The organism is Achromobacter sp. HZ34, from assembly GCF_002209485.1.
Lineage (GTDB): Bacteria > Pseudomonadota > Gammaproteobacteria > Burkholderiales > Burkholderiaceae_B > Bordetella_C.
Genome location: NZ_NJIX01000007.1, coordinates 22,186 through 40,264 on the forward strand (window position 1 = coordinate 22,186; position 18,079 = coordinate 40,264).

An 18,079-nucleotide genomic window follows, 5' to 3' on the forward strand; every position below is an offset into this window, starting at 1 on the left:
ACCAGCAGCGCGGAAGTCCGCAATGACCATCGCTCCGTTTATGCACGGAGCGGTTTTTTTTGCCTCGGCTGCCAGCTGTACGCTGCTCACCGGCGTCATGGCGGCACCCGCCCATTGCGCCGAAAACAGCGGCGAAAGAAGCGGTGAAAACGCCGCCGCCGATAGCGCCGTCGTCACCATGTACGGCCTCATCGACCTTGGGGTAGGCAGCACCCATGTGTCGGGCACCGGCACGCGCAATGGCCTGATCAATGGCGGGTTGGCCGATTCCGTCTGGGGCCTGCGGGGACAGGACGACCTGGGCTCGGGCTGGCGCGCGCTGTTCCAGCTGGAGACCGGCTTCAATCCCAGCAACGGCCAGATCGACGACCAGGACGGCCGGCTGTTCAACTATCAGTCCTGGGTGGGTTTCGCCCATGACGACTACGGGCGCCTGACCTTCGGTAGGCAATACACCATCGGCCAGGCCTTCGGCAATCAGCTGGAGCAGGGCGGCTGGAAAGACATGGGACTGGGTGCCACGTTCAAGGCGTCCGACAATTTCCAGTTCGACAACATGGTGAACTACGTGTCGCCAGCGGTCGCCGGCTGGACGCTGGGCCTGGGCTATTCGTTCGACGCGGCGAAGCCGGACGGCTATACGGCCAGCGCCAACAACCGGGCCTTCAGTGCCGGTCTCAAGTACGAGCAGGGGCCATGGCTGGCGGTGGCCACGTGGGATCAGATGCGGCTGGGCAATACCATCGGTACGCAGGCGCAGCCGCGTGCGGTGCAGTTGGGCGTGGCCTACGACTTCGAGGTCGTCAAGGTGGCGGTGGGGTGGACGCGGCAAAGCCATGGCTATGTCGGCCTGGACGGCAGTGACCCGGACGACCTGGGCGTGGCGGTGGGACCGCGGGCCTTCGTCGACGGCGGCCATGCGGACGCCTGGTTCCTGGGCGTGACCGTGCCGGTGGGCCAGGACAGCATCGTGCTGCAGTGGTCGCCGACGCGGCCGTCGTGGACCTGGGGAGACGGGCAGCGGGCCCAAAGCGCCCAGTTGGGTACGCTGGGTTATATCCATCCGCTGTCGCCACGCACCACGCTGTACGGCTTCGTGGGCTATGCCTCGAACTACACGCTGAATCAGCAGTTCGATCAGGACGGTGCGCACACCTCCCGAGTGATGGTGGGCATGCAGCACCGGTTCTGAGCCGGGCGGCCGCCGCAACGGCGCCCAGCGCAACGGCGCCCGGTCTACAATCACCCCCCAACGGGGCGCGTGTCGCGGCCCGGCGACGGGCCGTCGAACCTGGGCGGCCGTTCGTGGCCCGATCGGCAAGGATCGTCATGGAATCGTTGGACTGGCCCGACTGGCTCCTTTGGCTGGTGCCCTGGGAGTTTTCCCCCACATTGGTGGTCCTGTTCCTGGCCTCCGCGTACCTGTTCGTGCGCGGCGGGCGTACCCACAACGTCACCGGCGCACGCAAGGCCCTGTTCTGGACCGGCTGGATCCTGCTCTACCTGTCCCTGCACACCCGCCTGGACTACTACGCCGAGCGGATGTTCTTCATCCATCGCGCCCAACACCTCGTGCTGCATCACCTGGGTCCCCTGCTGCTGATGGGCGCGTTTCCCGGATCGGCCATGCGCGCCGGCCTGCCGCTGGCCTGGCGCAGCGCCTTGCGCCGCTTCAACGCCGGCGCGGCGGGGCGCCTGCTCATCGGCATCCTCACCAACAAATACCTGGTTCCCGTGCTGTTCGTGCTCCTGGTGCTGGTGTGGCTGCTGCCGACGGTGCAGTTCTATTCCATGCTGGACTGGCGGCTCTACCGCCTGATGAACTGGTCCGTGGTGGTGAGCGGATTCCTCTACTGGAACCTGGTGCTGGACCGCCGGCCCAGTCCGCCGGCCGCCATGTCGCCGGGCGGGCGCGTGCTGTCGCCCATATTCACGATGGCGCCGCAGATGGTGGCGGGTGCCTATATCGCCTTGACCGAACGCGACCTCTATCCCTTGTTCGAACTGTGCGGCCGCGCCATCGCCATGCCGGCCCTGATGGACCAGAGCATAGGCGGCCTGACCATGTGGATCCCCGCCGCGCTGGTCGAGGTGGTCGGCTTGCTGGTCGCGCTGGGCACCCTCATGCGCCTGTCCGGCAAGCATCGCCTGCCACAGCGCAAACGCCGCCCCGCGACTACGCCGGCGGGGAAAAAGACAACGCGCCCGGCGGGCGCGTGATCTTTGGATCCAGGGGCGGGCCTGCAGAGGTAAGCAGACCCATCGAGCAGGCCCGTTAAGCAGACTGGTAAAGCAGACCGGTAAAGCAGACCGGGTCCGCGGACCCGGCAGGCGAACTCGCCTTGCCCCTGCTTATTCGTCGTCGGGCGTCAGGCCGTGGTATTTGCGGCCCAGTGCCACGGTGGCCTGGAACATGCCGGACTTGTTGCCGCAATCGTAGCGGGTGCCTTCGTAGCGATGCGCGAAAACCGCGCGTTCGCGCATCAGCGAAGCGATGCCGTCGGTCAGCTGGATCTCGTTGCCGGCGCCCATCTTGGTCGAGCGCAGGTGGTCGAAGATTTCGGCTTCCAGCACGTAGCGGCCCACCACGGCCAGGGTCGAAGGCGCGTCGGCCGGCTCGGGCTTCTCGACGATGTGGGTGACGCGTTCAGTGCGGTCGTCCACGTGCGAGGCGGCCACGATCCCGTACTTCTTGGTTTCTTCGCGCGGCACGTCCTGCACGCCCAGCACGCTGCCGTCGTACTTGATGGCGGTATTGACCAGCTGCTTGAGCACGGGGGTATCGGCATCGATCAAGTCATCGGCCAGCACCACGACGAAGGGCTCGTTGCCCACGGCGGGGGCGGCGGTCAGCACGGCGTGGCCCAGGCCCAGCGGGGCCGACTGGCGGATGTAGATGCAATTGACGCCGGCGGGCAGGATGCCGCGCACCATGTTCAACAGCTCGACCTTGCCCTTCTTTTCCAGATCGGATTCCAGTTCAGGGGCGGAATCGAAATGATCTTCGATGGCGCGCTTGTTTCGCCCCGTCACAAAAATCAGGTCAGTGATGCCCGCGGCGACAGCTTCCTCGACGGCATATTGGATGAGGGGCTTGTCCACAACCGGCAGCATTTCTTTTGGCATGGCCTTGGTTGCCGGCAGGAAACGGGTGCCCATCCCTGCAACGGGAAACACGGCTTTTCTAATAGGGCGCATTGGAACCTCGAAGTGATAATCCGATCTGTTAAAGGAAAGCAGTATATTGTTTGGCTCGACTATGATAATCGCATGAAACGCTGGGATAAGACATTGCCACTTGGTTGGGTATGCAAGCCGTTAATCCTGTTGCTTAGTGCATCAGTGGCGGTTAGTGCGACCACGGCCGTTTTTGCTCAACCTGTTGGCCTGCCATCGATGGGTGCGGCGTCCGCCGCCGACCTTTCTCCTTACGTAGAAAGAAGCCTGGGCCAGGCCATCATGGCGGAAGGGCGGCGTGATCCCACGTATATCAATGACGCCGAGCTGAACCAGTATCTAACTGCATTAGGCCGCAAATTAGCGCAATATTCACCGGGCACCGTGCCGGACATTGAACTCTTCGGTGTGCGTGATCCGGAGATCAATGCATTCGCCATGCCTGGCGGTTTCATCGGCGTGAACACCGGCCTCATCGTTGCCACTGACAGCGAATCCGAATTGGCTTCGGTGCTGGCGCACGAAATCGGCCACGTCGTCCAGCGTCACATCGCGCGCGGCATGACCCAGCAGAGCCAGACCGGCGCCATCGCATTGGCATCGGTCGCCGCCGCGCTGCTGGCGGCGCTTGCCGGTGCGGGAGGCAATCTGGCGATGGGCGTGGCCGCATTCGGCCAGGCGGCCGCCATCGATCGCCAACTGGGTTTTTCGCGCGACGCGGAACGTGAGGCGGACCGCGCCGGCTTCCAGATGCTGACGGGCGCAGGCTTCGATCCCGCCGGCATGTCGCGCATGTTCGCCCGTTTGATGAACGCGTCGCGCTTGAACGAAGGCACGGGCGGAGGCGCATGGGCGTCGACCCACCCCCTGTCCATCGAGCGTATGTCGGACATCCAGAACCGGGTGCGCAATATGCCGGCCGTGCGGCATGTGGACAGCGACGATTATTGGTATTTGCGCGCCAAGATGCGGGTCATGCAGGGTCGGGATGCGCTAAGCCTGCGCAGTTCGTCGCAGCAGTTGCAGGACGAATCGCGCACGGCGACGGGCCTGCGCCAGTCGGCCGCCTACTATGGCCTGGCCTACAGTGAACTACAGCGGGGCAACCTGGCCGCCGCCAGCAAGAACCTGGATCTGGCCAGTGCCGATGGCCGGACGTCGCCGGAGCTGGCCAAGCTGGGCATCGACCTGGCCTTCGCGCAGAAGGATGTGCCGCGTGCGCTGGCGCTGGCTGAAGCCGCCTGGAAGAAATACCCGGACCGCTATGCCATCGGCATGGCCTATGTGCAGGCGATGCAGAATGCCGGACGCCACGAGGCGGCCCAGGTGTTCCTGCGCGATCGCATCAAGCAGTGGGGCGCGGATGAGCCGGCCTTCTATCAAATGCTGGCGCAGAGTGAAGAAAGCACGGGTGACCGGGTTGGGGCGCGGCGCGAAATGGCGCGCTACTACATCGCTGTCGGCGCCTTGCCCGCGGCTGAAGCGCAACTACGCCAGGCCCGCGACATCTCGCGGGATTTCTACGAGCAGTCGCAGATCGATGTACAGATCAAGGAAGTCCGCGACAGCCTGGAAGAGCAGCGCCGCCTGCTGCAACGCTTCAAGAGTTAAGCGCCCTTTGGGAAAGGCCGGGTCTCCCGGTCCGCCAGTGTCGCCCCCTGGGGGGCCGCGCCACGCGCGGCAGGGGGGAGCCCTATAGCCCTGTTTCGAAGAAACGGCCCAGCCGTTGCGGCAGCCATCCCAGGTGGGCCGGGAAGGCTCCCGTCGGGAAACCGGCATGGCCGCCGGTGGCCGGCTGGTGCAGCAGTACCGCGGCCGAGCAGTCCGCCGGGCCCGGCAAGGCCGGTTCGGGAAAGAAGGGATCGTTGCGCGCATTCAGCACCAGCGTCGGCACGGTGACACTGGCCAGCCAGGGCTTGCTCGACGCCCGCGTCCAATAATCCAGGGCATTGCGAAAGCCATGCATGGGCGCGGTATAGGCATCGTCGAAGTCACGCAGATCACGCGCATGAGCGATACGCATGACGTCGATTGACCCCGGAAAGCGCCGCGCCTTCTCCAGCACCTTGTGCTTCATGGTGCGCAGGAAATAAGCGCTGTAGATGCGGCGATTGATGAAACCCTTGGACAGGCTGTTGCCGCCGGCCACCAGGTCGAGCGGCACCGAAATGCCGGCGCAGGCGCCCAGCCAGGCCACCTGTTCCTGCTGCTCGCCGATGTACTTGAGCAGGGCATTGCCGCCCAGCGATACCCCCACGGCATGCCAGCGGGCATGCGGCACGCGGGCGCGCACGCTGTTGAGCATGAAGCCGACCTCGTCCGAATCGCCCGAGTAGTAAGCGCGTGCCAGGCGATTGGGCACCCCCGAGCAACCACGGAAATGCGCGATGGCGACGATCCATCCCCGCGCACGGAAATGATGCGAGACCGATTGCGCGTAGCGGCTCATGCTGCCGCCTTCCAGGCCGTGGAACAGCACCAGGGCCGGTGTGCCCGCCGTCTGCGGCAGCGATGCCCAATCGGCGTCGTTGATCCAGCGGGCCGCGGCCGTCGGTGTACTGGCCACCGCGGGCGTGGCGATGCCGCCCTGGTTCTCGGGAGCTTTATGGGGGAACAGCCCCGGACCTGTCCAGTCGAAATCGACAAAGTCGCCGTCTGGCGTCTCCACCCGCTCGCGCACGAAGGCGATGCGGTGGTACTGCGCCAGCGTGGCGGCATAGATGGTCTGGCTGTGGCCGTCGGGCAGCCAGGCGGGCACAGGGCAGGGCGTAGTATCCAGGCGAGCGTTTGCCAATGCGCGTCCGTTCTTCTAGTGCAGCATGTCGGGGACGTCGTGCAAGTCGAGCACGCCGGCCTCCGCGGGTGCCGGCGAAGCGTGGTGCATGACCATGCGCCAGCCGGTGGGACCCTTGTGATAAATGTTCGTCACGTAGCAGTTGGCGAACGGCGCATTGGGATGCTCCGATGTGGCGACCTGCTCGATCAGTACGTGGACGGCGCTCATCATGCTCAGCAAGACGAGCGGCCGCATGGGCCGCACCCGCGCGGGCCCGTTGGACAGGATCTGGTGCCAGGATTCCTGTACGGCGCTATGGCCGACCACGCGCAGGCCGCCAGGATGGATGCAGACGATATCTTCATCGTCCGACCACACCTGCATCATGCGCACGGGATCGGCCTGCTCCAGGGCTTCGTAGAAGGCGTGTTCAGCTTCGTCGGGCGTGGCGAACATGAGCTATCCAAAACAATGGGCCGCGGGGCGCGCGGCGCGCGTCGTCCGGCGCTGCGCGATCAGTGGCCGTGGCCAGTGAGCACCGTACCGGGCTTGACCCGGTATTCAGCACCGCAATAAGGACAGCGGGCACTGCCGGTATGGGCGACGTCGAGGAAGACGCGCGGGTGCATGCTCCACAGCGGTGCCTTGGGACCGGGACAGAAGACGGGCAGGTCTTCCGCACCGACCTCGATGGTTTCGTGCTGGCGGGCGGTTGCGGCGGCGGCAGTCATGTTGATTCCTGAATGTATTGAAGCAAGCGATTGAGGGACGCGAGTCGCGCCCGTTGAAAAATTGCGGCCGGCGAGCGGCCGCGCCGGTCAGACCTTGGTGAGCCAGTCCTTGTGCTTGGGATCGCGCCCCTGGACGACATCGAAAAAGGCCTTCTGCAAACGTTCGGTGATGGGGCCGCGGCGGCCATTGCCGATCTGGCGGTTGTCGACCTCGCGGATGGGCGTGACTTCGGCGGCGGTACCGGTGAAGAAAGCCTCATCCGCGATATAGATGTCATCGCGCGTCAGCCGGCTGGTGCGGATCGGAATGCCCAGGTCGGCGGCCAGCGCGTGGATGGTCGAGCGGGTGATGCCCGTCAGCGCCGAAGCGATTTCCGGTTCACACAGCACGCCGTCGCGCACGATGAACACGTTCTCGCCGGCGCCTTCGGCGACGAAGCCTTCGGTGTCCAGCAGCAGGGCTTCGTCATAGCCATCCTGCAAGGCCTCGGCATTGGCGATGATGGAGTTGGCGTAGGTGGTGGCGACCTTGGCGCGCGGCATGGTCACGTTCACATGCTGGCGGGCGAAGGACGAAATCTTGACGCGGATGCCCTGGGCCAGGGCTTCTTCGCCAAGGTAAGCGCCCCAGGGCCAGGCCGCGATGGCCACGTGCACCTTGGCGCCCTTGGGCGATACGCCCATCTTTTCCGCACCGTAGAAGACCAGCGGCCGCAGATAGCAGGACTCCAGCTCGTTGGCGCGCACCACTTCGCATTGCGCGGCCTCCACCGTAGCCTGGTCGAAGGGCATGGGGATCTGATAGATGTGCGCCGAGTTGAACAGGCGGCGCGTGTGTTCCTTGAGGCGGAAGATGGCGGTGCCTTCGTCCGTCTTGTAAGCGCGCACGCCCTCGAAGACCGACAGGCCGTAATGGAGGGAGTGCGTCAGTACGTGGGTGGTGGCGTCGCGCCAGGGCACCAGCTTGCCGTCATACCAGATGAAACCGTCTCGGTCCGCCATCGACATGGGAGCTCTCCACAAAGAATGGGTCGTATTGTATCAAGCGACGCGGCTACAATATGCCCTGTTCCGGTGCACGCATCCCGCGTTCTTGCACCACCTCGATCCAATTCGGCACAGACCCGGATTGCTCCTGCCGCAGGTAACCCGTTGTCCTCAGAACCGGCGTTTTCCGATCCTGACATCGCGCTGATCCGCCAGGAGCGTATGGCTGCCATGCAGGAGGGCCTGCGCGCGGTGCTGCCGTCGCTGATCGCCACGGCGACCTGGGGCCTGGTGACCGGCGTGGCCATGGTCAAGGCGGGACTGACCGAGTCCATGGCGCTGGCCATGACCCTGCTGCTGTACGCCGGTTCGGCCCAACTGACCTCGCTGCCCCTGATCGCCACCGGCGCGCCGCTATGGCTGATCTTCGCCGCCGGCTTCGTGGTGAACCTGCGCTTCATCATCTTCGGCGCCGCCATGCACCCCTATATCCGCCATCTGCCCTGGCCGCGCCGCCTGGCGCTGGGCTATTTCACAACCGACATGGGTTTCGTCCTGTTCATGCCCCGTTATGGGGACGCGTCCGAGCGGGGCACGCGCGAGCAGCTGTGGTTCTTCATCGGTTGCATCGCCCCGGGCTGGTTTTCCTGGCAGACCGCGTCGATCGTGGGGATCTACCTGGGCACCGTGGTGCCCGCCAGCTGGTCGCTGGATTTCGCCGCCGTGCTGGCGCTGCTGGCGGTGACCATTCCGCTGGCCGGCGCCCGGCCGATGCTGGTGGCCATGCTGGCCGCCGGCGTGGTGGCCTGGTGCGGCCAGGTGTTGCCGCTGCGCCTGGGTCTGGCCCTGGCGGTACTGGTGGGCGTGGCGGCGGGCATGCTGGCCGAGCGCCATTGGCGCAGGAGCGTTCGGTAATGGGCTGGTTGGAGCTGTCGGCCGAAGAACTGTATGTCTATGCCGCGATCGGGCTGCTGACCGTCTGCAGCCTGCTGACTCGGGCCGGTTTCGCCGTGTTCGGGGACTACCTGCCGCTGCCTGATGCCCTGCGCCGAGCGTTGCGGTTCGCGCCGGTGGCGGCCCTGACGGCCATCATCGTGCCGGAAGTCCTGCCCTGGGCGCCCGGCGAGGGGCCCCGCTTCGACATCCGCCTGCTGGCGGCAGTGGTGGCGCTGCTGGTCTTCCTGCGCACGCGCAGCGCGGTGCTGGTGATCGTCAGCGGCATGCTGGCCCTGTGGGGCCTGCGCTGGATGCTGGGATAGCCGATCCGGTGCCCGAGCCGTGGCGCGCAGCGCCCCTTATGGCGCGGCCCGCAGCCCCGATAGGGGCGAAAATGCCTACCTGCGTTAAAATTACGCATTCCACAGCAATCCGGGCCTGACTTTTTGCCAGTTTCGTGCCTTGCACGTGGCCCGGTATCGCCTATCCCTAATGACAGAAACCTCCTCCACCGCCGCGCCTACGCCGGCTGACATTGCTACGCCCGCGCCCACGTTTGCGGACTTCGGCCTGCATCCGTCGTTGCTCCAATCCATTGCCGACACCGGCTACACCACGCCCACGCCCATCCAGGCCGAGGCGATTCCGGTGGTCGTTGGTGGCAGGGACGTCATGGGCGCCGCCCAGACCGGCACGGGCAAGACGGCAGCGTTCACGCTGCCCATCCTGCATCGCCTGATGCCGTTGTCCAATTCCAGCGCCTCGCCCGCGCGCCATCCCGTACGGGCCCTGATGCTGACGCCCACGCGCGAGTTGGCCGACCAGGTCTTCGAGAACGTCAAGCGCTACAGCGCGCGTACGCCGCTGCGCGCGGCCGTGGTGTTCGGCGGCGTCGACATCGGCCCGCAGAAGGAAGCCTTGCGCAACGGCTGCGAAGTGCTGGTGGCCACGCCTGGCCGCCTGCTCGATCACGTGGAGCAGAAGAACGTCAACCTGGGCCAGGTCAGCGTGCTGGTGCTCGACGAAGCGGACCGCATGCTGGACATGGGTTTCCTGCCGGATCTCGACCGCATCATCCGTCTGCTGCCGCAGCAGCGTCAGAACCTGCTGTTCTCGGCCACCTTCAGCAACGAAATCCGCAAGCTGGCGCGTTCCTTCCAGAACAATCCGGTGGAAATCGAGGTGGCCGGGCGCAATGCCACCGCCGACACCGTGACGCAGATCGCCTATCCGATGACCTCGGAAGGCAAGCGCGCGGCCGTGGTGCACTTGGTGAAATCGCGCAACCTGAGCCAGGTCATCGTGTTCTCCAACACCAAGATCGGCACCGCGCGCCTGGCCCGCCAGCTGGAAAAAGACGGCGTCCGCGCCGAATCGATCCACGGCGACAAGAGCCAGGCCGACCGCATGAAGGCGCTGGAAGCGTTCAAGGCCGGTGAGCTGGAAGTGCTGGTGGCCACCGACGTGGCCGCGCGCGGCCTGGACGTGGCCGGCGTACCTTGCGTGATCAATTACGACCTGCCCTATAACGCCGAAGACTACGTGCACCGCATCGGCCGCACGGGCCGCGCGGGCGCGTCGGGCGAGGCCATCGCCCTGTTCACGCCCAGCGAGGAAAGGTTGCTGCTGGACATCGAGAAGCTGATCAAGCGCGCGGTGCCGCGCGGCCAACTGGAACTGCCCGCCGATTTGCTGGCGCGCAGCCATGGCCGGGGCGGTGAACCCGAGACCGGTGGCCGCGAACGCCGTGGCGGCCGCGATGGCCGTGATGGCCGCGACCGTTCCGAAGACCGTGACAATCGTGGTTCCGGCAGCCGGCGCCGCTATAACGACGCTCCGTCGCGCCCGCCGATCGACGATTTCTTCCTGCGTCCCTACGAACCCAGCCCTGCCGCCGTGCAGGCTGACGCAGCCCGGCCCGAAGCCGGCAGCGACGAACGCGCCGGCGCGCCGAAGCGCAAAGTGGCCGTGTTGTTGGGTGGCAGCCGCAAGCCGTCCTAGCGACGGCGCCTGACCATCCGGATTATCGATCCAGCATTGCGCGTACGTCGGGCAGCTGGGTCGCCACCGCAGGGCTGCTGGCGTCCAATGTGCCCAGCAGCCGTTCCAGATGGCCGATATGCGGCAGCATGGGGCCGTAGAAAACACTACGCCCGCCAATCTGGACCAGTATCGTGGGGAAGTTCTCCACGTCCTCGTCGCCGAGCAAGTCGGCGTGATCCTCGATATCGATCCAGGCAAAGGCGAATTGCGGCCATTGCGCCGCCAGCTCGTCCAGCTTGGGCCGGTATTCCCGGCAGGTGTCGCACCAGGCGGCACAGAAGCAGGCCACCAGGCCGATGTCGGCCTGCCGCAGGCGTTCGCTCAGTGTCGGATCGTCCGGTTCGAAGGCCAGGCTGGCCGGGACGGGCAGGGGGGCGGTGGAGGTCGAGGGCACGGACATGTCGGCAAGGGTTCGAAGCTTGGCCTATCATACCCGCGATCTCCCACGGGTCCGCCCGCCGGGGGGCCGCGGCCTTGTCCGTGTTCCCGGTCCGCGCGTTTTCGCGGTCCCCGTGTTTTCGTGTCCTTTCCTACGCCAAAGGCCCTATGACCCCACCCCTACCTCCCGTGCCTGTCCGCCCCGGCGCACCCGTGCCCAGTGCCGGCATGGCCGGGGTCGCGCGCGCCTTCAAGCGCGCCGCCGTGTCGCAGTGCCATCCCAGCATGCTGTTCGCGATCCTGCTGCCTTTCCTGATCGCGCTGGCCGGCGGGATCCTGCTGCTGTGGTTCGGCTGGGCGCCGCTGACGGAATGGCTGCGCGACGAGGCATCGCAATGGAATGTGGTCAACAGCGTCGACAACTGGATGATCAGCGTCGGCCTGTTCTCGCTCAAGCTCTACCTGGTGCCCGTGCTGGCCGCGGCCATCCTGTTGCCGGTGTCCGGCATCCTGGGGCTGGCGATCGCCGCCGTATTCGTCATGCCGCTGGTGCTGCGCCATGTCGGCGCGCGGGAATACAAGACGGTGGGACGGCAGGGCCGCAATGCCACCGCCGTGAGCGTGTGGAACGCGCTGTGGGTCAGCTTGGCGTTCGGCGTCGGCTGGGTGCTGACCTTGCCCCTGTGGCTGGTGCCGCCGATGGCGCTGCTGCTACACGTGTTCTGGTGGGCCTTCGCCTTTTCGCGGATGATGCGTATCGACGCCATCGTTGAACACGCCACACCGACGGAACGCCGCCTGCTGTTGCGCCGGCACAATCTGGGCTTCTGGTCGGTGGGCTTCATCTGCGCGCTGATCAACCTGCTGCCGCCGGCCTGGGTGTTCCTGCCGGTGTTCTCCGCGCTGGTGTTCGCCCACTACGGGCTGGATGCGCTGCAGCGGCTGCGGCAGGAAACCGTCATCGACGTAGCGTCATGAAGGGTTGAAAAGGCGCTTTGAAAAACGCCCGCAAAACGGCTTTTACTCCAGGAAGAATATAAATGACGACAGCAAACGCGCGGCGTATCGGCCTGATCATCGTCGGCGATGAAATCCTTTCGGGACGCCGGCAGGACAAGCATTTCTCCAAAGTGGTCGAGCTGCTGGGGGCGCGTGGCCTGAAGCTGGCCTGGGCGCAGATCCTGTCCGACGAACGTGACGACCTGGTGGCCGCCTACCGGCACAGTTTCGCGACAGGCGACATCGTCCTGTCCTGCGGCGGTATCGGCGGCACGCCGGACGACCACACCCGCCAGGCCGCCGCGGCGGCGCTGGACTTGCCGCTGGAACTGCATCCCGACGCCGCCGAGCAGATCGCCCTGCGCTGCGCCGATATGGCGGCGGAAGGCCGCGGCAGTGCCGATATGAGCACCCCGGAAAACCAGCAACGCCTGCAGATGGGGGTCTTCCCCGTGGGCAGCGAGATCGTGCCCAACCCCTATAACCGCATCCCCGGTTTCTTCATCCGCGACCATACCTTCGTTCCCGGCTTCCCCGTCATGGCCTGGCCCATGCTCGAATGGACCCTGGACCAGCGCTACCGCGACCTGCACCACCAGGTCAGCCACGCGGAACATTCCTTCCTGGTCTACGGCCTGCCCGAATCGCGCATCACCCCCGCGATGGAGGCCGTGCAGGCGCGCTGGCCCCAGGTGCGCGCCTTCAGCCTGCCCAGCGTGGGCGAGGGCGGCAAACGCCCCCATATCGAACTGGGCGTGAAAGGCGAGCCGGCCGCGGCCGCCGAGGCGCTGGCTTTCCTGCGGACCGAGGCGCAGCGCCTTGGGGGACAGATGACGGCGCCAGATTGAGCGGTTGTCAAAACCCCATTCGTATTTCACAATACGGGAACCATAAAAATGCTGCAACGCCGCAAAATTCCTTTGCGGTGATCCCGGCGCGAGAAGAGTGTGGAGTCCATGAGGCGTTCTTTGACTGATAGCACCGGGACGGCGCCCGTGGTGGGCGTCCATACCACCATTGCCATTCAGGTACTGGAGCGGGCCATGTGCCTGCTCGACGCCCTGGCGGCCCAGCCGGAACCGGTAAGCCTGAAGGAACTGGCGGCGACCACCGGACTGCACGCGTCCACCGCGCATCGCATCCTCAACGACCTGGTCGTCGGGCGCTATGTCGAGCGCGTGGACAACGGTGTCTACCAACTGGGCATGCGGCTGCTTGAACTGGGTTCCCTGGTCAAGGGACGGCTGAATGTGCGCGAGGCCGCGCTGTCGCCCATGCGTGCCCTGCATCGGCTGACGGGGCAGACCGTCAATCTGTCCGTGCAGCAGGGCGATGAAATCGTCTATATCGATCGCGCCTGGAGCGAGCGCTCCGGCATGCAGGTGGTGCGCGCCATCGGTGGCCGCGCGCCGCTGCACCTGACTTCCACCGGCAAGCTGTTCCTGTCCACCATAGACACGCGCCAGGTGCGTGCCTATGCCCTGCGCACGGGGCTGGCCGGCCATACCCGCAACAGCCTGACCGAACTGGACCAACTGGAACGCGAACTGGCGCTGGTGCGGCGCCACGGCTATGCGCGCGACAACGAGGAACTGGAATTGGGCGTGCGGTGCATTGCCGCCGGGATCTACGACGATACGGGCAAGCTGGTCGCCGGCCTGTCGATTTCCGCGCCGGCCGAGCGCCTGCAGGACGAGTGGATACAACGGTTGCGGGACACCGCCGTGCAGATTTCCGAGTCCCTGGGTTTCGAAGCCCCGACGGGGGATGCAGCGGAGGTGACGCTGGCGGCCAATGGGGTGCAGGTCGCCTAGCAGCGCCCGTGGGGTGCAGGTCGCCCAGGATAAAAAAAAGCCCGGCAAGCCGGGCTTTCCACTTCGGCCCGGTAAGGGGCCGATCGATCGGGCTTATTGTTTTTCTACACCCGCTTTCTTGAACAGTTCCGCCCATTGCGGAACCTGTTGCTTGACCTTGTCTTGCAGCGCCTGCGGATTCGCATCCTTGGTCAGGACCACCGCGCCCAGGCCGCTCATGCGTTCCTGGAACTTGGGATCGGCCACCGCGGCTTGCAGGCTTTGCACCAGCTTGTCGACGACCGGCTTCGGCGTACCCTTCGGTACCCACATGCCGTGCCAGATACCCACCTCGAAGCCCTTGAAGCCGGACTCGTTCATGGTGGGGATGTTGGGCAGGGTGGGCACGCGCTGCAGGCTGGTCACGGCATAGGCCTTGACCCGCTTGCCGGCGATCTGCTGCGTGGTGTTGGTGGTCTGGTCGCACATCATGTCGACCTGCTTGCCCAGCAGGTCGTTCATCGCCGGCGCGGTGCCTTTGTAGGGCACGGTCAGCAACTGCACACCGAAGGCTTCGCTGAGCATGGTGCCGCACAGGTGGCTGGCGGCGCCGATGCCGGCGTTGGCCAGCGTGACGCTGTCCTTGTTGTCCTTGATGTACTTGGCCAGTTCCTGGATGGTGTTGGGCGGGAAATTGTCGCGCGCGATGACTGTCATCGGCACGTCCACCACCAGCCCGATGGGCTCGAAGCTCTTCAGCGCGTCATAGCCGGGATTCTTGTACAGCGACGGCGCGGTGGAAAAACCGACGTGCATGAGCAGCACGGTATAACCGTCCGCCTCGGCGCGCGCCACATAGGTCGTGCCGATGGTACCGCCGGCGCCACCCTTGTTTTCCACGATCACCGTCTGGCCGAGCGTGGGGCGCATGGCTTCGGCCAGGGAGCGCGCCACGTTATCCGTGGGGCCACCGGCGGCGAATGGCACAACCATGTTCACGACGTGATCCGGATAGGCGGCATGCGCCGCACCAGCCATGCAACAGAAAGCAGCCGCCGCAAGCAGCGCGGAAACCGGACGGGCACGAAAAACCATTGACGTCTCCTCAGGGTGTATTTCGTTATTCGCTGCTGGCGGGTCCGTCATCGGACTAGTACGTCCGGTGCACATGCCTGCCTAGATCGCTGTTTATTATTGAGTACTCGAACGCAGTCTAAGTAAGAAAGGCAACGGCGTCATCCCAGGTGTTTCCCCATGTTGCATCAGAACCGTAACAAAGCCGGGGTAGTCTGAGGACACGCGTGCGGCATGGCCAGCAAGGGCATAATGTTTCATTTGTTGCGACGCACAAAATGTGCTTGACATCGTTTCGAAGCGGCATAGAATGGCAATTGTGCAGTGCACCAAACGGCTCCGCCGGCAGCAGGGCGAGGGTAACGGGATGCCACCCCTTGATGGCTAGAGAGTACCCAAGTAGTTGTTTTGTCTGGAAATTTTGTGCTCTGCACAGTGAACCAGATAGGGCTACTACACCATTAGGGACCCCTGAGTCCCACACAGGAGATTCTTAAATGACCGCCATTCCGCAACAAGTCCTGGACCGCCAGAAAGCTCAAATCAACACCTTCATCGCCGCGCAAACCGCGCTGTTCTCGGGTTTTGAGAAGCTGGTCGACCTGAATCTGAAGGTCGTCAAGGCCAGCTTGGATGAGGTGGCTTTGCGTTCGCAGCAAGCCAGCGGCGTCAAGGATGCCCAGGAAGCCGTCGCTTTCTCGACGAACCTGGTGCAGCCGGGCGCTGAAAAGGCTCTGGCCTACGGCAAGCATGTGTACGACATCGTTACCGGTGTGCAGACTGAGCTGGTCAAGCTGGGTGAAGAGCAGATCGCCGAAGGCCAGGTGCAGATCTCGGACGCCATCGACCAGTGGTCGAAGAATGCGCCCACCGGTTCGGAAGGTGCTGTCGCCCTGATCAAGTCCTCGCTGGCTACCGCTACCAGCGCCTATGATTCGATGACCAAGGCCGCCAAGCAGGCCGCTGAAGTTGCCGAGTCGAACCTGAATGCCGCCGCCAACGCGACTTTCAAGGCTGCTTCGGATGCCGCCGATGCCGCCAATAAAGTCGCCTCGCCCCGCAGCCGTCGCGCTGCCGCCGCAGCTTAAGGCAATGCCGGGACCGGGTGCGCCGTTGGCGCGCTTGGCCGGACGCTTAAGCAGGGGTATGCTTTGTAGAGTTTGAGCAGAGCTGGAAATTGGGCCGCCCTAGGGCGGCCCCTTTTTTTGCTCTATTTTTTTGCTCTGGTTATTTGCCGCCGGTGGCGACGGCCTGGACGCATTCGCGCACCAGGGCCGGGCCCTTGTAGATCAAGCCCGTGTACAGCTGTACGGCGTTGGCCCCCGCGGCCATCTTTTCGCGCGCCTGGCGGCCAGAGGCGATGCCGCCTACGCCGATGATGGCGAAGTCCTTACCCATGCGCTCGCGCAGCCGGGCGATGACCGCCAGGGACAACTCGTGCACTGGCGGCCCGGACAGCCCGCCTGCTTCCTGGGCATGCGGCAGCGTGGCCACCGCTTCGCGCGACAGCGTGGTGTTGGTGGCGATGACGCCATCCACGCCGTAGCGTGGCAAGGTGTCCGCGATGGCATCAATTTGTTCGGTAGTCAGGTCCGGTGCAATCTTGACCGCCAGCGGCACCTGGCGGCCATGCGTGTCGGCCAACTGCTTGCGGCGCTCCTGCAATTGCGCCAGCAGGACGCCCAACTCATCGCTGCTCTGCAGGGCGCGCAGGTTCTTGGTATTGGGCGACGAGATATTCACCGTCACGTAGTCGGCATGGGGATACACGCCGGCCAGGCCGATCAGGTAGTCCTCGGCGGCACGCTCGATGGGCGTGTCGGCGTTCTTGCCGATGTTCAGGCCCAGGATGCCGCCATTCGCGCGCCATTTACTGCGCGTCACGTTGGCAATGAACGCCTCCAACCCCTGGTTGTTGAAGCCCAAGCGGTTGATCAGCGCTTCGGCGCGCGGCAGGCGGAACATGCGGGGCTTGGGATTGCCCGGCTGGGCGCGCGGCGTCACGGTGCCGACTTCGATGAAACCGAAGCCCAGATTACCCAGCGCGTCGACGTAGGCGCCGTTCTTGTCCAGGCCCGCGGCCAGGCCGACGGGGTTGCGCAGGCGCAGCCCCATCAGGTCGGCTGGCGCCATGGGCGCCGCATGCAGCAGCGAACGCGTGGCGCCGCAATCGTAGGCGCGTTGCAGCGACTTCAAGGTCACTTCATGCGCGGTTTCCGCATCCATGGCGAACAGCGCCGCGCGGGCCAGGGGGTAGGCTTGAAAGAGGATAGACATGGGGGCGAATTGTAGAGGCAGAGCGGGGATCAGGCGAGCCAGTGAGAACCCGTGCGCGACACCGGCGGGCGGCCAGCGTCGCCGCTGTTTCCGCAGTCGATTCCTGCGCTACGGTTGCGGCGCCGTGCCGTCTTCCCGTGGCGGCTGCCAGAGACCGTTGACCAGCAGTTCGGCCGGCTGGAAATTGGCCTTGTAGGCCATCTTGCGGCTGGCCTCGATCCAGTAGCCCAGGTAGAGCCAGGGCAGGTCCAGGGTGCGGCATTGTTCGATCTGCCACAGGATGCTGTAGGTCCCCAGGCTGCCCGGCAGGTCGGGATCGTAGAAGGTGTAGACCGACGAGAGCCCTTCGTCCAGCACGTCGATGATGGACACCATCGCCAGTTGGCCGTCGGGCGTGCGGAATTCCACCAGCCGGGTATTGACGCGGCTGGTCAGCAGGAATTGCGCGTACTGGGTGCGGCTGTCCTCGTCCATGCCGCCGCCCGGATGCCGGCCCTGCTGATAGCGGGTGTACAGGGAATAATGTTCCGGCGACCAGGCCAGCTCGGCGACGAAGGACTGCAGGTTGCCGTGGTCACGCCAGGCGCGCCGCTGGCTGCGATTGGGCGCGAAATGGGTGGTATCGACCCGGACCGGGATGCAGGCGTGGCAGCCGTCGCAATGCGGCCGGTAGGTAAACAGGCCGCTACGCCGGAAACCTTGCTCGACCAGTTGGGAATAGGTGCCAGCGTTGATCAGATGCCCAGGCGCAGCCACCTGCGAGCGGGCCTGGCGTCCGGGCAGGTAACTGCACGGGTAAGGCGCCGTCGCATAGAACTGCAGAGTGGAAAACGGAAGTTCCTTGAGCTGGCTCATGTGCGCTGCGGCTGTCGCCGGCCTGTGTTTGTATCCGTGGCCGGCTGCGTGCG

The 18,079-nt window shown here is 65.2% G+C and carries 19 protein-coding genes; 10 read left to right on the plus strand and 9 right to left on the minus strand.

Features of this window, described 5'->3' with window-relative positions; genetic code table 11:
* Nucleotides 1-22: 22 nt before the first annotated feature.
* Both CEY05_RS24445 and CEY05_RS24450 read left to right on the plus strand, forming a co-directional pair.
* Entirely contained in the window at nucleotides 23-1,192 is a 1,170-nt protein-coding gene (locus CEY05_RS24445; protein ID WP_233161698.1) for a porin, read from the plus strand.
* 137 nt (nucleotides 1,193-1,329) lie between these two features.
* Entirely contained in the window at nucleotides 1,330-2,220 is an 891-nt protein-coding gene (locus tag CEY05_RS24450; protein WP_369825987.1) for a cytochrome c oxidase assembly protein, read from the plus strand.
* A gap of 132 nt (nucleotides 2,221-2,352) precedes the next feature.
* Here the strand turns inward: CEY05_RS24450 and galU are convergent, their stop codons facing one another.
* Nucleotides 2,353-3,198, minus strand: coding sequence for a UTP--glucose-1-phosphate uridylyltransferase GalU (gene galU / locus CEY05_RS24455; protein ID WP_088599885.1), 846 nt, complete (start codon nucleotides 3,196-3,198; stop codon nucleotides 2,353-2,355).
* Between the two features lie 72 nt (nucleotides 3,199-3,270).
* Between galU and CEY05_RS24460 the strand changes: the two genes are divergently transcribed.
* The gene (locus tag CEY05_RS24460) at nucleotides 3,271-4,788 is read left to right on the plus strand and encodes a M48 family metalloprotease (protein ID WP_369825988.1); all 1,518 of its coding nucleotides are present in this window, start codon (nucleotides 3,271-3,273) and stop codon (nucleotides 4,786-4,788) included.
* Between the two features lie 82 nt (nucleotides 4,789-4,870).
* Here the strand turns inward: CEY05_RS24460 and CEY05_RS24465 are convergent, their stop codons facing one another.
* The 4 genes from CEY05_RS24465 to CEY05_RS24480 all read right to left on the minus strand — a co-directional run bounded on the left by CEY05_RS24465 (nucleotide 4,871) and on the right by CEY05_RS24480 (nucleotide 7,692).
* Nucleotides 4,871-5,971, minus strand: a complete 1,101-nt coding sequence (locus CEY05_RS24465) for a YheT family hydrolase (protein WP_088599887.1) — start codon at nucleotides 5,969-5,971, stop codon at nucleotides 4,871-4,873.
* Between the two features lie 15 nt (nucleotides 5,972-5,986).
* A complete protein-coding gene (locus CEY05_RS24470) occupies nucleotides 5,987-6,409 on the minus strand; it encodes a nuclear transport factor 2 family protein (protein WP_088599888.1) in 423 nt (140 codons plus the stop codon).
* 59 nt (nucleotides 6,410-6,468) lie between these two features.
* Nucleotides 6,469-6,684: a zinc-finger domain-containing protein gene (locus CEY05_RS24475; RefSeq protein ID WP_088599889.1), complete on the minus strand. Its 216-nt coding sequence runs from the start codon at nucleotides 6,682-6,684 to the stop codon at nucleotides 6,469-6,471.
* 87 nt (nucleotides 6,685-6,771) lie between these two features.
* The gene (locus CEY05_RS24480; protein ID WP_088599890.1) at nucleotides 6,772-7,692 is read right to left on the minus strand and encodes a branched-chain amino acid transaminase; all 921 of its coding nucleotides are present in this window, start codon (nucleotides 7,690-7,692) and stop codon (nucleotides 6,772-6,774) included.
* Between the two features lie 144 nt (nucleotides 7,693-7,836).
* On the opposite strand from CEY05_RS24480, the gene CEY05_RS24485 reads away from it, so the two are divergent.
* The 3 genes from CEY05_RS24485 to CEY05_RS24495 all read left to right on the plus strand — a co-directional run bounded on the left by CEY05_RS24485 (nucleotide 7,837) and on the right by CEY05_RS24495 (nucleotide 10,608).
* Entirely contained in the window at nucleotides 7,837-8,586 is a 750-nt protein-coding gene (locus tag CEY05_RS24485) for an AzlC family ABC transporter permease (protein ID WP_369825989.1), read from the plus strand.
* Between the two features lie 14 nt (nucleotides 8,587-8,600).
* Nucleotides 8,601-8,930 (plus strand): AzlD domain-containing protein, encoded by a 330-nt coding sequence (locus CEY05_RS24490; protein ID WP_088599930.1) that lies wholly within the window; start codon nucleotides 8,601-8,603, stop codon nucleotides 8,928-8,930.
* 169 nt (nucleotides 8,931-9,099) lie between these two features.
* Entirely contained in the window at nucleotides 9,100-10,608 is a 1,509-nt protein-coding gene (locus CEY05_RS24495) for a DEAD/DEAH box helicase (protein WP_088599891.1), read from the plus strand.
* A 22-nt stretch (nucleotides 10,609-10,630) separates the two neighbouring features.
* Here the strand turns inward: CEY05_RS24495 and CEY05_RS24500 are convergent, their stop codons facing one another.
* Nucleotides 10,631-11,050, minus strand: coding sequence for a thioredoxin family protein (locus CEY05_RS24500; protein WP_088599892.1), 420 nt, complete (start codon nucleotides 11,048-11,050; stop codon nucleotides 10,631-10,633).
* A 146-nt stretch (nucleotides 11,051-11,196) separates the two neighbouring features.
* Between CEY05_RS24500 and CEY05_RS24505 the strand changes: the two genes are divergently transcribed.
* From CEY05_RS24505 to CEY05_RS24515, 3 genes are all read left to right on the plus strand, one after another.
* Nucleotides 11,197-12,006, plus strand: coding sequence for an EI24 domain-containing protein (locus tag CEY05_RS24505; RefSeq protein WP_088599893.1), 810 nt, complete (start codon nucleotides 11,197-11,199; stop codon nucleotides 12,004-12,006).
* A 62-nt stretch (nucleotides 12,007-12,068) separates the two neighbouring features.
* Complete coding sequence (locus tag CEY05_RS24510) at nucleotides 12,069-12,875, plus strand: molybdopterin-binding protein (RefSeq protein ID WP_088599894.1); 807 nt, start codon at nucleotides 12,069-12,071, stop codon at nucleotides 12,873-12,875.
* Nucleotides 12,876-12,983: 108 nt separating this feature from the next.
* Nucleotides 12,984-13,841 carry an IclR family transcriptional regulator gene (locus CEY05_RS24515; protein WP_088599895.1) on the plus strand — a complete coding sequence of 286 codons (858 nt, stop codon included), beginning with the start codon at nucleotides 12,984-12,986 and terminating at the stop codon, nucleotides 13,839-13,841.
* 93 nt (nucleotides 13,842-13,934) lie between these two features.
* Here the strand turns inward: CEY05_RS24515 and CEY05_RS24520 are convergent, their stop codons facing one another.
* Nucleotides 13,935-14,915 carry a tripartite tricarboxylate transporter substrate-binding protein gene (locus CEY05_RS24520; RefSeq protein ID WP_088599896.1) on the minus strand — a complete coding sequence of 327 codons (981 nt, stop codon included), beginning with the start codon at nucleotides 14,913-14,915 and terminating at the stop codon, nucleotides 13,935-13,937.
* 476 nt (nucleotides 14,916-15,391) lie between these two features.
* Between CEY05_RS24520 and phaP the strand changes: the two genes are divergently transcribed.
* Entirely contained in the window at nucleotides 15,392-15,982 is a 591-nt protein-coding gene (gene phaP / locus CEY05_RS24525; RefSeq protein WP_088599897.1) for a TIGR01841 family phasin, read from the plus strand.
* Between the two features lie 139 nt (nucleotides 15,983-16,121).
* Here phaP and CEY05_RS24530 read toward each other — a convergent pair whose 3' ends face one another.
* Together CEY05_RS24530 and CEY05_RS24535 are read right to left on the minus strand one after the other, a co-directional pair.
* Nucleotides 16,122-17,171: a quinone-dependent dihydroorotate dehydrogenase gene (locus CEY05_RS24530; protein ID WP_088599898.1), complete on the minus strand. Its 1,050-nt coding sequence runs from the start codon at nucleotides 17,169-17,171 to the stop codon at nucleotides 16,122-16,124.
* Between the two features lie 108 nt (nucleotides 17,172-17,279).
* The gene (locus CEY05_RS24535; protein WP_088599899.1) at nucleotides 17,280-18,026 is read right to left on the minus strand and encodes an arginyltransferase; all 747 of its coding nucleotides are present in this window, start codon (nucleotides 18,024-18,026) and stop codon (nucleotides 17,280-17,282) included.
* Nucleotides 18,027-18,079 lie beyond the last annotated feature (53 nt).